At 32.1% G+C, this 15,583-nt stretch carries 10 protein-coding genes; 1 reads left to right on the top strand and 9 read right to left on the bottom strand.

The genetic code is table 11. The features are described 5' to 3' along the window. Position 1: 1 nt before the first annotated feature. The 7 genes from Q0739_RS07060 to uvrA form a co-directional block, all read right to left on the bottom strand. Positions 2 to 2,170, bottom strand: coding sequence for a DNA mismatch repair protein MutS (locus Q0739_RS07060; protein ID WP_298238010.1), 2,169 nt, complete (start codon positions 2,168 to 2,170; stop codon positions 2 to 4). Positions 2,171 to 2,272: 102 nt separating this feature from the next. Next, entirely contained in the window at positions 2,273 to 2,749 is a 477-nt protein-coding gene (locus tag Q0739_RS07055) for a hypothetical protein (RefSeq protein WP_298238009.1), read from the bottom strand. 133 nt (positions 2,750 to 2,882) lie between these two features. Then, positions 2,883 to 3,272, bottom strand: a complete 390-nt coding sequence (locus Q0739_RS07050; protein WP_298238008.1) for a DoxX family protein — start codon at positions 3,270 to 3,272, stop codon at positions 2,883 to 2,885. A gap of 92 nt (positions 3,273 to 3,364) precedes the next feature. Further along, positions 3,365 to 5,776 (bottom strand): alpha-ketoacid dehydrogenase subunit alpha/beta, encoded by a 2,412-nt coding sequence (locus Q0739_RS07045; protein ID WP_298238007.1) that lies wholly within the window; start codon positions 5,774 to 5,776, stop codon positions 3,365 to 3,367. Between the two features lie 168 nt (positions 5,777 to 5,944). Further along, positions 5,945 to 8,776, bottom strand: a complete 2,832-nt coding sequence (locus Q0739_RS07040; RefSeq protein ID WP_298238006.1) for a metalloprotease — start codon at positions 8,774 to 8,776, stop codon at positions 5,945 to 5,947. Positions 8,777 to 8,902: 126 nt separating this feature from the next. Further along, complete coding sequence (locus Q0739_RS07035) at positions 8,903 to 9,592, bottom strand: TIGR00730 family Rossman fold protein (protein ID WP_298238005.1); 690 nt, start codon at positions 9,590 to 9,592, stop codon at positions 8,903 to 8,905. A 16-nt stretch (positions 9,593 to 9,608) separates the two neighbouring features. Continuing rightward, entirely contained in the window at positions 9,609 to 12,440 is a 2,832-nt protein-coding gene (gene uvrA, locus Q0739_RS07030) for an excinuclease ABC subunit UvrA (RefSeq protein ID WP_298238004.1), read from the bottom strand. 99 nt (positions 12,441 to 12,539) lie between these two features. On the opposite strand from uvrA, the gene Q0739_RS07025 reads away from it, so the two are divergent. After that, positions 12,540 to 13,064: a hypothetical protein gene (locus tag Q0739_RS07025; RefSeq protein ID WP_298238003.1), complete on the top strand. Its 525-nt coding sequence runs from the start codon at positions 12,540 to 12,542 to the stop codon at positions 13,062 to 13,064. Between the two features lie 13 nt (positions 13,065 to 13,077). Here Q0739_RS07025 and Q0739_RS07020 read toward each other — a convergent pair whose 3' ends face one another. Further along, positions 13,078 to 13,782 carry a hypothetical protein gene (locus tag Q0739_RS07020; protein WP_298238002.1) on the bottom strand — a complete coding sequence of 235 codons (705 nt, stop codon included), beginning with the start codon at positions 13,780 to 13,782 and terminating at the stop codon, positions 13,078 to 13,080. Positions 13,783 to 13,870: 88 nt separating this feature from the next. Next, positions 13,871 to 15,580: a gamma-glutamyltransferase gene (gene ggt, locus Q0739_RS07015; RefSeq protein WP_298238001.1), complete on the bottom strand. Its 1,710-nt coding sequence runs from the start codon at positions 15,578 to 15,580 to the stop codon at positions 13,871 to 13,873. Between the last annotated feature and the right edge of the window lie 3 nt (positions 15,581 to 15,583).

Raw genomic sequence — 15,583 nt, 5'->3', positions numbered from 1 at the left:
GTTATAATTTTTTAGCCTCAACTAATTCGAGTTGTTCCAAACTTACATTTGTAGTAAACAAGCCATAGTTAACTGTGGCTTTGTTTTTTTCAATTTTATCAATGCTACCAACAGCACGACCGTCTTCAAGTCTAACACGATCACCAATTTTTAAAACGGGTTTAGGTTTAGGTGTTTCAATAGCTTTTTTCTTTTCAGCCTTTTTCTTTTTACGTATAACGTTTACTTTCTTTTCAGCTTCTTGTTTTACCTGCTGTTCTTTAGCTTTTTGAACTTTCTTCTGCTTTGCTGAAACTTTTTTTCGTTTAGAGTTTTCAATTTGTACCAACTTGAATAACTCTGCCATTAATTCGCGTTTACGCTTGTTTTCAAAATAGGTTTCTGCAATATCATTTACTTTTTGACCTAAATAAATTAAACGTTGGTTACTATCGTATAATTCCTGATAGCTTTCTAGTTTCTTTTGAATTTTAGTGTTTATTTCCTCTAGTTTATCGGCTTCTTCAATTTTTTTCTTTTCGTTTAGTTTTAGTGATTGCCCCGTTTTTTCTAATCGAGAGCGCTCTTTTTGAAGTTTAGCAATAGTAGCATCAAACCTAACTTTACTGCGTTCAATCTTCTTTTTAGCACGGTTTATTAAACTGTATGGAATGCCATTTTTCTGGGCAACTTCAAATGTAAAACTACTTCCAGCTTGACCAATAACGAGTTTAAAAAGTGGCTCTAAAGTACGCTCATCAAATAACATATTGGCATTGAGCATATTTGGTAATTCGTTAGCTAATATTTTTAAGTTTGAATAATGCGTGGTTATAATACCGAATGCTTCACGATGATAGAATTCTTCTAAAAACGTTTCAGCCAAAGCACCTCCCAATTCAGGATCACTTCCAGTACCGAATTCATCAATAAGGAAAAGTGTATTCTTATTGCATTTCTTTAAGAAGTAATTCATTTGTTTTAGCCTATAACTATAAGTGCTTAAATGGTTTTCTATGGATTGGTTGTCACCTATATCACTTAAAATACGATCAAACAAACAAGCTGTACTACGCTCGTGTACTGGAATTAGCATACCACTTTGTAACATGACTTGCAATAAACCAACCGTTTTTAAAGTAATACTTTTTCCGCCTGCATTGGGACCCGAAATAACAATGATTCGCTTGTCTTGTTTTAGTTCTATAGTCTGCGGAAATGTTTTTTCTTTCTTTTCTAAATTATTTAAATAGAGTAGTGGGTGAAAGGCATCACGAAGCAACATGCTTTTGTCTTCAGAGATTTCTGGAAGAATCCCATTCATAGATTTGGCATACTTGGCTTTTGCTGAAATTACGTCTAGATTGATTAAAAAATCTTGATAGTCTTTTAATAATGGCAAAAACGGACGAATATAGTTGGTTACTTCCTTTAAAATTCTTGTAATCTCTTCCTGTTCTTCATACTCTAAATTATTGAGTTCTCTTGTATGCTGTAAGGTTGTTTCTGGTTCGATATATACAATGCTTCCAGTTTTACTACCACCCATGATGGCGCCTTTTACCTTACGTCTATACATAGCTTTTACAGCCAATACACGCTTGTTGTCTACTACGGTTTCTCGAATATCGTCTAAATATTCAAGATTATGATACATATTTAAGGCAGAAGAAAAACTTTGGTTTATTTTGCCTTTTATGCGGTTAATAGATTGTCTTAGCTCAAAAAGTAAGCTTGATGCGTTATCTTTAATATCTCCAAATCTATCAACTATAGCATCTACTTTTTCTATAATTACTTTTGTAACTTCTATATGTGAAGCGAAATCGTTTAGACTTGGGTAATACTCTTCAAACTTTTTTAAAAAAGTAACTATGGCGTTTACACTTATAGACATGGCCACAATTTTCTTTAAACCATGAATTTCTAGAAAGGTGTTTTCAATATTTAAGAGTTTTAATTCTTTGGAGATAGTATCGAATCCATGATTTGGTATTCGATTATCATTATAAAACGATGATACATATTCATTAGTTAATTTAAGAGCAATATGAAGTTCTTCCTTAGTTTTATACGGATAAATTTCTAATGCTCTTTCATTTCCTAAGGGTGTTATACATAGTTCGCTAACTTGTTGCAAAACTGTATGAAATTCTAAATCTTGTAATGTTTTTTTATGAATGTTAATCATCTATTTATCTAAGCCTTTTTCAAGAATGACAAATTTATAAATTCTTGTATGATATTCTTGATAAAGCCTTAATAATAATGATTCTTAATTTATGTGGATATATTAAAACTCAAGCTCCTCAATTAACAAGCTATAATCATACTGCAAATCCTCATGCAATGATGCTACAATTTTTTTTGCTAGTACTAGCTGTCGTTGGTATGAGTTAACTAATTGCTGACTTTTATTAATACTAGGGCGAAAATCTTTTAGCTTTTGACAGAAATATAGCAGAAGCTCAACCTCAGTTTCTTTTTGTTTGGAATACCTCGTAAATTTTTTTATTTCTTTAAGTATTTTACGAACGCTTTTTCTGATGTAGAAATAACTTTTAGTGTTTATTAATTCAAATTGATCATCAACATGGTTTTTTATAGAAGTTATATAACCTTGCTCATCATGTGATTCGAAGAGCAAATAGGTGAGGAGTTCTTTATTTTCTTTTTTAAATGTAGAGAGCCGTAGACAAAGCGTTAAAAGATCGTTTTGAGAATAATGTTGTAATTCTTTTTTGATTGTAGTTACAGAAACAGCTTTCATTAAATAAATTTATTATAAAAGGTTTGAATGTTTTTTATGAAGTTTAAGAAAACATATGAAGGATATCTATAAAAATAGATTCTTAATATTTAGAAAAACTTTTTATGGAACAAAATATTATTTAAGAGTTGTCCTAGTATTTCTTTTTATTAAGTAGACCATCTAAGGAATATTTCCCAGCACCTGTTAGAAATATAACAAGAAAACAAATTAAATAGAGTAATGCCTTTTCTTTTTTACCTATTGGATCGCTGGCATGTACTATAAAAAATGCAACAAACATTGTTATGGCAGCTGGAATAGAGGCAAACTTTGTTTTTAAACCAATTATAATTAAAATTGGAGCGACTACTTCGCCAATTAAGGTTAAAATTAAAGAGGTTGTAGAACCTAAACCTATGGGGTCAGGAAATTTAATGGGACTTTCTGCGAGCTTTGATATTTTTGGAATACCGTGGGTAAGCATTAACCCGCCTATGCCAACTCTAAGTAATAATAATCCGTAATCAAACAAATTTTTCATATTCTTTAAATTGTTTTTTATAAATATATAAAAATTAAAACTTGTAATGTAAAGGATTAAAAGAAGCTAACAACCAAAAATTAAAAATATTCTTATCGCAACTTTGGAAAATCAATAGGATTCAATTCGTGCATGACATCGTACACGGCTTCAAAAATATCTTCTGCAGATGGTTTGGAGAAATAATCCCCATCATTGCCGTAAGCTGGTCTGTGAGCTTTGGCAGTTAATGTTTTAGGCTGACTATCTAAATATTGATAACCACTTTGAACGTTTAGGATTTCATTTAAAATATAAGCAGAGGCACCTCCAGGAACATCTTCATCAATAATCATAACATTATTAGTCTTAGCTATGCTTTTAACAATATCATGATTTAAATCAAATGGTAATAATGATTGTACATCTATAACTTCTGCATCTATGCCAATTGCCAATAATTCCTTGGCTGTTTCCATAACGATGCGTAGCGTAGATCCGTATGATACTAATGTAATATCTGTTCCTTTTTTTATGGTTTCTACAACACCAATTGGTGTTTTTATTTCACTAAGGTTATTTGGCATTTTTTCTTTTAGCCTATATCCGTTTAGACATTCAATTACTAATGCTGGATCATCACTAAGTAAAAGTGTATTATAAAAACCGGCTGCTTTAGTCATGTTTCTAGGCACTAACACACATATACCTCTAACTAAATTGAGAATACCTCCCATAGGTGAGCCAGAATGCCATATACCCTCTAATCTGTGACCTCGGGTTCTTAAAATTAATGGTGCTTTTTGCTTTCCTTTGGTTCTGTATTGAAGTGTTGCTAAATCATCACTTATAATCTGTAAAGCATATAGGACATAATCTAAATATTGAATTTCTGCAATTGGACGTAAGCCTCGTAATGCCATCCCAATTCCCTGACCTACAATTGTTGCTTCTCTTATACCTGTATCTGCGATGCGTAGTTCTCCGTATTTTTCTTGTAAACCTTCTAGACCTTGATTAACATCTCCTATATTTCCAGTGTCTTCTCCAAAAATTAAAGCTTCTGGATAATTGTTAAAAATGGCATCAAAATTATCTCTTATAATAATTCTTCCATCTACTTGACTTGCATCATCATTATAAGTTGCTTTTACTTCTTTTATAAATAAGGCAGATCTATCTGATTCGATATATAAGTGAGAACTAAATTTTGGTTGACTCTCTTTAATGTTTGTAGTAATCCAATTGGATAAAATATCTTTTTCTTTTGAAGTATCACCAATCATAAACCTTAGTGCTTTTCTAGCATGCGATAAAATATCTTTTCTTGTAGGCTCATTAATTTTGGATAAACTATCTTTTAGTTTAGATATGAAAACACCATTAGAACTATTAGGAATTACATTTTCAAGTATGGTTATTAACTCTTTATGCTCTTTTCTAATAGGCTTTAAAAAAACATCCCATGTGTTTTTTTTGGCTTCACGAACTTCTCGCTTGATAGATCGTTCAAGCTCTAATAAAGACTCATTACTTGCTATGCCACTTTCTATAATCCACTCGCGCATTTTTTTATTGCAATCGTGGTCTGCCTCCCAATCTAATCGCTCTTTACTTTTATAGCGTTCGTGCGATCCAGAAGTTGAATGACCTTGTGGTTGTGTAAGTTCTTGAACATGAATTAAAACGGGCACATGCTCTTCTCTGGCTATAGCAGCTGCTTCTTGATATGTTTCTATTAGATTTGGGTAATCCCAACCTTTTACACGTAAAATTTCATAACCCTTATTGTCTTTATCTCGTTGGAAGCCTTTTAATATTTCCGAGATGTTCTCTTTAGTTGTTTGATGTTTTGCGTGTACAGAAATACCGTACTCATCATCCCAAACACTTATAACCATTGGTACTTGTAAAACACCAGCTGCATTTATGGTTTCAAAAAACAAACCTTCACTTGTACTAGCATTACCAATAGTACCCCAAGCTACTTCATTTCCATTTACAGAAAATTTTGTGCTGTCTATTTCATTTAAATGGCGATAAATTTTTGATGCCTGTGCAAGACCTAATAAACGCGGCATTTGAGCTGCAGTAGGGGATATATCTGCACTTGAATTATATTGCTTAGTAAGATCTTTCCAATTACCTTTTTCATCGAGACTATGGGTTACAAAATGACCGCCCATTTGTCGTCCTGCAGACATTGGTTCTAGTTCCAAATCTGTATTAGCATATAAGCCTGCAAAAAATTGGTTAACAGTAAATGCATCAATTGCCATCATAAACGTTTGGTCTCGATAGTAGCCAGAACGCCAATCTCCCTTTTGAAATGCTTTAGCCATGGCAAGTTGCGGAACCTCTTTCCCATCGCCAAATATGCCAAATTTCGCTTTTCCAGTAAGTACTTCTCTTCTTCCAAGCAAACTACATTCGCGACTTCGTACTGCAATGGCATAATCATTTAAAACTTCAGCTTTAAAATCTTCAAATGATATGTTATTTTTTAAATCGGGAATTATTTGCATAGTATAGGGTTGAAGCCGTGCAAATTTAGTTAAATTTTATGTGTTTTGCAATTAAAGAATACTATAAGTATTTGCGAATATGATAAAAAAACAACATTTTATTCGAATATATTTAATATTATCACAAATATTGAATAATATGCGTGATATTATTCAATATTTTAACATTTAATACCAGCGCCTTCTGAAGAGTCCAAGTAATGATTGTGGATCTACTGTAAATTTAAATCTTATTTTCTCGTCGTAATGCGGTTGGCCCATTTCCCAGCCAAGATTAGAATAAATTGGGAAATAGATTTCAAAATAATCTGTTACTAAGTTTACTCTAATTCCAGAGTCATAAACAAAATGGGGATCGTTAAATTTGTTTTTTACTAAACCAATGTCGCCATAGGCAAGTATATATTTCCACAATGTGGTACTTGTATTTAAAGTGGTTATCCATTGATTGGCAAATGGCGTATCTAATTTAGATTTAAAACCACCTTCTGCATCAATATATTGTTGGCTAAAAATTCCTGAATTTTCAGACCTTCCTAGGTAAGCATAATCGAATAAATAATCGGTTGGTCTATCTAGAGCGAAACTAAAATAATCTGAGCCTACATCGCTTTTATTGCTAAGAAAAGTACCTGCAAAAAAACGTAAATTAAGTTGACGATTACTCTCGAAAAGTTTTCTGTATTCATAATTAAAGGATACTTTACTAAAAGTTTTAGCTACTTGAAAGTCTGCATACCATTTACTAAAGTTGATAAGGTTATCGTTAGAATGAATATATCTGGCATTAAATACACTATAATTTGGCTCGGTTTCATTTAATAAATCATTAGGATCTTCATCACGATTTATATCTAGATATCTTAAGATTATAGATTGTCTTTTATTAGACCTAAAGTCATCATTTTGTCGAAATGAAAAGCTTATAGTTGGCTTAATTTGTCGAACAAACAAATCTTCAGCATATGAAGTATAACTGGTTCCAATACCATATTTAATGGCAAAAAGATTACTATCCTCGAAAAAATGAGTCATAATTACTGAAGCACCACCTGTTAGAGACCTTGATTTTAAAGAATATTTAGGTGCTATTTTATAGTTAAAGCGTTTTCTTAGAAGTGTTGTGTTATATGCTCTTGCCCCCAATGTTAGTCCATCGTAAATATTATTAAATTCAACAATTGGCATTAAAAAGACTTGATTGTAATAAGGGTCTTCAATGTCTTTTATTAACCTAAATTGTAATGGCTTATTGTTAAAGAAAAAACCTTTTAATGATTTCCAATTATCTCGAAGATTGTATTCTGGGATAATTTTATCATAGTTTAGTACCAACTTATTAGCACCATTTCTTGGAATTGTAATTGTTTTATTTTCATTGATGTTTTCAACCCAAGTTTTAGATACAATGCTATCATTTTTTAATGCATACAAAGAAATGGGCATGTTATTTTCGCGTTTATTTCTAATTGTTAAGGTAACCGAATCTTCTGTTTTATGTACATCTTTAATTTTAAAATCGATTTTTTTTCGAGTACTTAGATAATCAGTAAAAAACCAATCAATGCTTTTTGAAGTTTTGGTTTTTAAGTAGGACTCAAAATCTTTCCCAGTAACATTTTGCAGCTTGTTATTTACTAAAAAGGATTCAATAGAATTTTCTAGAATATCTGAATTTATAAAATCATCAAGATATTTGAAACCTACACCAGCCTTATATTTATTTGCAATATTTTTATTGAACTTCAATAAAGAATCTTTCGCCATTGTTAGTGGTTGGTCTCTATTTGTTCTTGCCATAGACATGTATGCGAAAACATATTTATCGTTAAATGTCATATCTGCTGCATGAAATGAACGCACTCCCCAAATATCGGCTATAGACCCTAGGAATTTCATGTTAGGATAATGTTCATCAATATATTTCATTAAATAAAAAATATGTATTCCGTCTAATAACCACTGTTCTTCTCTAGGATTTATTAATAAAGTATTCTCTAAATAATTATGAACAATTACTTTTAGTAGCTTTAATTCGTATTCAAAATTACTTGGATATGGCTTTATAAAATCTGGTAACAGGTTAAGTCCGTAAACAGGATCTTTATTATAATCAATCTCGCTAACTACTAATTTTTTATGAGGATATTTTCCAAAATTTTCTTCTAAAAACGTTTTAATTTTATCTGTAATTAAAACCTTATTCATAAGTTCTAATCCTTCGTCATCTATACTAGAAGTGATTGATAAACCCTCAGAAGCAACGGTATTAAATATCTTCTCTTTATTAAAATAAATTCGGTTATTAATTCTATCCTTTCCCTCTAGTTTAATTGTTTGATTGTTAGTATGTTCAGAAACATCAGTTAAATCTAAATCTGATGTTACATAATAACCATTTGGATACTTAATTTCTAAACTTAAGTCTGCTTTTGGAATGAATAAATCATCTAAATTTTTATTGCTGTAAAAGCGCCATTTGCCATTGTAAATAGCTGGAGTAATAAACCAATATCTTAAATTAACATCACCTTCTTTCGTTATTCCATAATTTGTGAATTTATTACTCGGAATCTTTACTATGTAATTTAGTTCTAATGTGTAAGATTGATTTGGTTTTAATGGCGTATTTAAAACCACTTTTATAACATCAATTTGATTTTTTACTTGTTCGTATCGAACATCCTTTTTATTTTGTTTAATAGAAGTGATTACAGAATACCCACGATCTTCGTTTTTTGCTAAATGAAAATCGTTTACATATTCATCGGCAATACGTATAGCTAGTGGTGTTTTTTTAGTTGCATAACTATTGTTCCAATCGTTCAAATAAATAATTTTTAACTCATCTTGCGTCTCGTTGGTATAAGTAATAGATTGAGAAATAGTTATTTCCTTATTAGAAATATCAAAATCGGCTTTTAAGTCAATTTTATTTTGACTAAAAGTTTGTAATACCATTAAGAAGCATACAGATAATGCTATAAGTTTGAGTTTCAATTTATTTGAAGTTAAGTGATAATTTTTTTCAAGCGACGCAATATAATGAAATATGTTTTTTAACTCTACTAATAATTCAACATACACAAAATCTGTATATTAATTTATCGACAAAAGGTATTAGGTTTAGAAATTTGGACTTAACCTTGATTCTTTATAGAAGGCATCTAAAATTGTAATTACTTCTTCTTTGGTATCCACCAAATGAATTAAATCAAGATCTTTTGCACTAATGTTAGAAAACTTATCTAAAAGTGTAGATTTTACCCAGTCTAAAAGACCTTCCCAAAAAGAAGTTCCAACTAGAATAATTGGGAATTTTTCAATTTTATGGGTTTGTATAAGTGTAATTGCTTCAAAAAGTTCATCTAATGTTCCAAAGCCTCCAGGCATAACAACAAACCCTTGAGAATATTTAACAAACATAACTTTTCTAACGAAGAAATAATCAAAATCTAAACTCTTATCATGGTCGATATAAGGGTTGTCATGCTGTTCAAAAGGTAGTTCAATATTTAAGCCAACTGAAGTTCCTCCGCCTAAATGGGCTCCTTTATTTCCAGCTTCCATAATACCTGGACCACCACCAGTTATAACTCCGTATCCAGCTTCAACAATGCCTTTAGCTATTTTTTCAGCTAATTTGTAGTATTCGTTATCTGGTTTTGTTCTTGCAGATCCGAAAATAGAAACACAAGGACCAATTTTACTCATCTTTTCAAATCCATTAACAAACTCTCCCATGATTTTGAAAATTGCCCATGAATCGTTTGTCTTAATTTGATTCCATCCTTTGTGGTGCTGCTCTTTTCTCATATACCTTTTTTTATTATTAATTTAATTCTTTTTTGAGGAATTTGGCTGTATAGCTTTTTTTGTGCTTTATAATTGTTTCTGGTGTTCCTTCCACTATTATTTCTCCGCCATTTTTGCCGCCTTCATATCCTATATCAATTATGTAATCTACCGTTTTAATAACATCAAGATTATGTTCTATTATAAGAACGGTATTTCCTTTGTCAACTAGTTTGTTTAAAACTATCATGAGTACCCTAATATCTTCGAAGTGAAGTCCCGTAGTTGGTTCATCTAGAATATAGAAGGTATTACCTGTATCGCGCTTACTTAGTTCTGTAGCGAGCTTTATTCGCTGTGCTTCACCTCCAGAAAGGGTAGTGCTTTGTTGCCCGAGAGTAATATAACCTAAACCAACATCTTTTATTGTTTTTAGTTTCTTGTATATCTTAGGAATATGTTCAAAGAAAGACACGGCTTCATTAATGGTCATATTAAGAACATCGCTAATACTCTTTCCTTTATATCTAATTTCTAAGGTTTCTCTATTAAATCGTTTTCCTTGACAGGTTTCACATTCTACATAGACATCTGGAAGAAAATTCATTTCAATAACTCTTAAACCACCTCCTTTACATGTTTCGCAGCGACCGCCTGCAACATTAAAGCTAAATCTTCCAGCTTTATAACCACGAATCATTGCTTCTGGAATTTTAGCAAATAAAGCTCTTATTTCACTAAAAGTACCTGTATAAGTAGCGGGGTTACTTCTAGGGGTTCTGCCTATTGGCGATTGATTAATATCAATAACTTTGTCTATATGTTCTAAGCCTTTTATACTTTTATATGGCATTGGTTTCTTTACACCGTTAAAGTAATGTGCATTAAGAATAGGGTAAAGCGTTTCGTTAATTAATGTAGACTTGCCACTACCAGAAACACCAGTAACACCAATCATTTTACCTAAAGGAAGTTCAACCGAAATGTTTTTTAGATTATTACCAGTACATCCTTTTAGAGTTAATTTTTTGCCATTACCAGATCTTCTTTTTTTAGGTACTTCTATTTTTTTAGAACCATTTAGATAATCTGCTGTTAAGGTATTTTGAGTTTTTAATTCATCAGGATTACCAATACTGATGATTTCTCCACCATGTTTACCTGCTTTTGGACCAATATCAATAACATAGTCTGCCCGTTCAATCATGTCTTTGTCATGTTCTACAACAATAACAGAGTTACCAATATCTCGAAGAGAAACTAATGAATTAATTAATTTTTCATTATCTCGTTGATGCAATCCTATGCTAGGTTCGTCTAAAATATATAACACGCCTACTAATTGTGATCCAATTTGAGTTGCGAGTCTAATGCGCTGTGCTTCGCCACCAGATAAGGATTTAGAACTTCTATTTAAAGCTAGATAATCGAGGCCAACATCTAATAAAAACTGAAGGCGCGATTTTATTTCTTTTATTATTTCTTCAGCAATTTTTAACTGCTTTTCAGATAAATGTTTATGTAAATCTTTAAACCATTCCGCTATTTCAACAATATCCATATTAGCCAATTCAGCTATATTTTTATTATTTATTTTGAAATAAAGCGACTCCTTTTTTAGTCTAGATCCTTCGCATTTAGGACATTTAATTTTGTCCATATAATCCTTTGCCCAACGCTTTAATGAAGTAGATTCTGCTGTTTTGTACTGATTTTCGATAAAATTAGCAACACCTTCAAAATCAATTTTATAATCTCTAGTAACACCTAAAACTTTGCTTTCAATGGAAAATTTTTCATTACCCCCATATAAAATCATTTCTTTTGCCTCTTGTGGAATATCCTTATAAGCATCGGTTAATTTAAAATTAAACCTTTGAGAAATGGTTTCAAATTGTTTAAATATCCAGCTGTTCTTTGCAGGGCCATGTGGTGCCAAAGCCCCAGCATTTATAGAAATGCTATCATCAGGAACAATCTTGTTTTCGTTTACTTGGTATAATTCGCCAATACCATTACAAGCATCGCATGCACCCTTTGGGGAATTGAAAGAAAAATTATTGGGTTCTGGATTAGGATAAGATATTCCCGAAGTAGGACACATTAAACTTCTACTAAAATAGCGAGTTTCGTTAGTGTCTTGATCTATTATTAACAAGACATCTTCACCATGATACATGGCTGTATTAATACTTTCGCTTAGTCTTTTATCATTATCTACAGCCTTATTTACAACGAGCCTGTCTATAACAATTTCTACATCATGAGTTTTGTAGCGATCAAGGCGCATGCCTTTTACAATATCTCGAATTTCACCATCTGTTCTTACCTTAACAAAACCTTGTTTCGCAATCTGTTCGAATAACTCTCTATAATGTCCCTTTCTAGAACGAATAACAGGCGCTAATATATTTATGCGCTTATCCTTAAAATTTTCGAGAATTAAGTTTTTAATTTGCTCATCGGTATAACTAACCATTTTTTTTCCAGTGTTATAGCTATAAGCATCACTTGCTCTAGCAAAAAGCAAGCGCAAAAAATCGTAAATCTCTGTAATTGTACCAACTGTAGATCTGGGCGATTTACTTGTCGTTTTTTGCTCAATGGCAATTACTGGAGAAAGGCCATCAATTTTATCGACATCTGGACGTTCTAAACCACCTAAAAATTGTCGTGCATATGCCGAAAAAGTCTCTATATAACGACGTTGACCTTCAGCATAAATTGTATCGAAAGCCAATGATGATTTACCACTACCTGAAAGCCCTGTAATAACTACAAGTTTTTCTCTAGGTATGGATACATCGATGTTTTTAAGGTTGTGAACTCTAGCACCTTTTACTTCAATATGTTCTTCAAAGTGGCTCATAAAATGCAAAGTTGCAAAGGTACAATTTTAGATGTTAAATTCTTGTGAAGATTAATCTCAGATTTATTATACTTGTAAATAATTAGTAAAATTTGATAGATGAAATTATTAGGTATAAGTTCTAGAATTAATCATTCTGAATACGGAAAAGGAGTAGTTACTAATGTAACATCGCAACATTATTGGGTAACTTTTATTGAAACTGGACTGGAAACTATAGATATAGATAGTGATTTTGAAGTTATTGAAGCAGCAGATGGCGACGTTGATGCTGTTAGCTTTTTTGAAGTTGAAAGCAGTCTGGTTAAAATTTTAAAAAAGTGGAGTGATGCAAGTGAGATTGTACCCATTGCAGATAAATATAAAGGCGGTAAAATTATTTTTGAACCAGCAGATACGAGTTTGAAATCTTATGAGTTACCAATTGATACCTTTTTTCATAAAATAACAATGGTTCGTGATAGGTTGCGTGTTATGGAACAACGTATCAATTCTAGTGATTTAGATGAACAAGGTAAGATAGATTTACAGCAATATATTACAAGAATATACGGCAGTTTAACTAGCTTTAACGTGCTGTTTAAATCGAAGAGCCATAATTTCGTTGGGCAACGTTCCAAATAAAATAAGGGAAATTCTATAAACTTGTTTTTAAGTTTTGGATTCCTAAGTTGCTAAAAATAAATCTGTGGTTTGTGGGTAATTGTGCACCACTTTCGGTAATTATCCAATCGGTCCAAGAAGCTTCAAGACCATTTATAGGTAGGAGTGGTGTCCACATTTTAACGGCATTTGGTTTGCCTTCTTCATCTAACAACCATAAATACGAATTTTGGGTTTTGGCATTTTCCTCTTTATAAGTTACCAAAAGTCCTTGGTTTTTTACCAAACGCCTTTCAGCTCCTTCATCAAAAACATTATAGGGGGCTACTAGCCAAAAAGAATCATTTTTAAAATATTTAACAGCTTTCTCTATAAGTTCTTCACCTACATCTCCTTCTATGATGAATCCATGGACATAGGCTTTATTAAGTGAAGCGTCCTTAAGATTTATATTGACTTTATAGTCTTTCCAATGGACATCGCAATTATTCTCATTTTTATACCATTTATAATGACGTCTCTTTTTAAAGGTCCATTCTATGTAATCGGTATTTTCAAAGGCTTCATAATCTAATGCATTCAACATCTTGTATGCAAGAGCATCTGCTTTGTCTCCTTGCAAACCTGTTGGTAATTCTTCGTTATATTTAAAATATACAAAGCCATAAAGTAATAGGCTTGGTAGCGTAAAAAATATAATTACCCCAATAGATATTTTAATTATTTTTTTAAACCTCATTATAGTAATGCTGTAGATTTCAATCTAAAAAATGGTATCTACTTATAGCTAAATTACTAACTAGAAAGCACTAAAAGAAGTAAAAATCTTAAAAACCGACAGCCGTATCATCACCTCGACGATCTGCACCACCCTCTAACGTTTGGTCATCTAAAACAAGTATTCCGTCGACCTTGCCAATAACAGGAGAGCGAGATTCGTTTACAGAATACCCTAATTTTTCTAATTCTGTGATAATCTTTTTATCGAAAGAATTTGGTTCCATTCTTATCTCATCTGGAAGCCATTGATGATGAAAACGAGGCGCATCAACCGCTTCTTGCATGGTCATATTATATTCATGAACATTTAAAATAGTTTGCAGGACAGAAGTAATAATTGTGGAGCCACCTGGTGTACCAACAGACATAAATAAGTTCCCGTTTTTTTCTACTATGGTAGGCGTCATAGAACTTAGCATACGTTTTTCAGGTAAGATGCTATTAGCTTTACCACCAGTTACACCAAACATATTTGGAACCCCAGGCTTACTACTAAAATCGTCCATTTCATTATTTAAAAAAAAACCTAACTCTGAACAATATAATTTTGAACCATAAGCACCATTAATAGTTGTAGTAACAGAAACGGTATTTCCAAAAGTATCAACAATAGAGTAATGGGTGGTTTCATCACTTTCAATAACTTCAACATTTCCGTGTGAGACGTTACTTGACAACGTTGCACTTTCAAATGTGAAAGAATTCATTCTACCACTTAAATATGTTTCACTTATTAATTCTTCAATTGGGATATAAACAAAATCTGGGTCGCCTAAATAAAAGCTTCTATCTGCATAAGCACGACGTTCAGCTTCGGTTATTAATTGAATTGCTTTTAAAGAGTTATGGCCATACTCATGCAATGGATAAGGCTCTATCATTTTTAGTATTTGTGCCAAACATATACCTCCGCTTGATGGAGGAGGCATAGAAATAATACTCAAGTCATCATAATTAAAACTTGTTGGTTTACGCCATTTGACTTCGTACTTATTCAAATCTTCTTCTGTTAAAACCCCACCATTATCTTGTATGAACTTTGCTAGAATTTTAGCAGTTTCTCCTTTGTAAAACTCATCCTTCCCATGTTTCATTATTCGAGTTAAGGTTTCTGCCAATGCTACATACTTGATAGTGTCTTTTGCTTTCCAATACTTTTGAAATAATATCGAATCTTTGTTAGCTTTATTAAAACCGGGCATATATTTAACAATCATTTTTTCCTGTTTTTCTGTTACTATAACACCTTTCTTGGCTAATTCAATAGATGGCGTTATTATGCCTTCAATTGGTAGACTACCCATTTTTTCATGAACAGCAAACACCCCAGCAACAGACCCTGGTACTCCAACAGACATGGCTCCCAAAGTACTTTTTCCAGGAATTACATCACCGTTCTCATCTAAATACATGTCTTTTGTCGCTGCCAATGGTGCTTTTTCTCTAAAATCTAATGCACCAGTTTCGCCATTAGATTTTCTATACACCATGAATCCGCCACCTCCAATGTTTCCCGCGTATGGATAGGCTACTGCCAAAGCTAAATGGGTTGCGGCCATAGCATCAAAAGCATTGCCACCTTTTTTAAGAATGTTGCTGCCTATTTTAGAAGCTTCAGCACGTGCAGAAACCACCATGGCATTATTAGTAATAAGCCCTCTTTTTAATACTTTATTATTTTCTAATGTTTTCTCTTTTTTACATGAAGTAAAAACGGTGATTGCTATAAAAAAAAATAAATAAAAAATTCGACTCATATT

Source organism: uncultured Algibacter sp. (assembly GCF_947487605.1).
Taxonomy (GTDB): Bacteria; Bacteroidota; Bacteroidia; order Flavobacteriales; family Flavobacteriaceae; genus Algibacter_D.
This window is presented reverse-complemented; position numbering and strand designations above follow the sequence as displayed.

What these genes read in the sequence shown, in the direction of transcription:
- Q0739_RS07060 (WP_298238010.1), bottom strand. Translation starts at nt 2,170, where the DNA reads ATGATTAACATTCATAAAAAAACATTACAAGATTTAGAATTTCATACA.
- Q0739_RS07055 (WP_298238009.1), bottom strand. Translation starts at nt 2,749, where the DNA reads ATGAAAGCTGTTTCTGTAACTACAATCAAAAAAGAATTACAACATTAT.
- Q0739_RS07050 (WP_298238008.1), bottom strand. Translation starts at nt 3,272, where the DNA reads ATGAAAAATTTGTTTGATTACGGATTATTATTACTTAGAGTTGGCATA.
- Q0739_RS07045 (WP_298238007.1), bottom strand. Translation starts at nt 5,776, where the DNA reads ATGCAAATAATTCCCGATTTAAAAAATAACATATCATTTGAAGATTTT.
- Q0739_RS07035 (WP_298238005.1), bottom strand. Translation starts at nt 9,592, where the DNA reads ATGAGAAAAGAGCAGCACCACAAAGGATGGAATCAAATTAAGACAAAC.
- uvrA (WP_298238004.1), bottom strand. Translation starts at nt 12,440, where the DNA reads ATGAGCCACTTTGAAGAACATATTGAAGTAAAAGGTGCTAGAGTTCAC.
- Q0739_RS07025 (WP_298238003.1), top strand. Translation starts at nt 12,540, where the DNA reads ATGAAATTATTAGGTATAAGTTCTAGAATTAATCATTCTGAATACGGA.
- Q0739_RS07020 (WP_298238002.1), bottom strand. Translation starts at nt 13,782, where the DNA reads ATGAGGTTTAAAAAAATAATTAAAATATCTATTGGGGTAATTATATTT.
- ggt (WP_298238001.1), bottom strand. Translation starts at nt 15,580, where the DNA reads ATGAGTCGAATTTTTTATTTATTTTTTTTTATAGCAATCACCGTTTTT.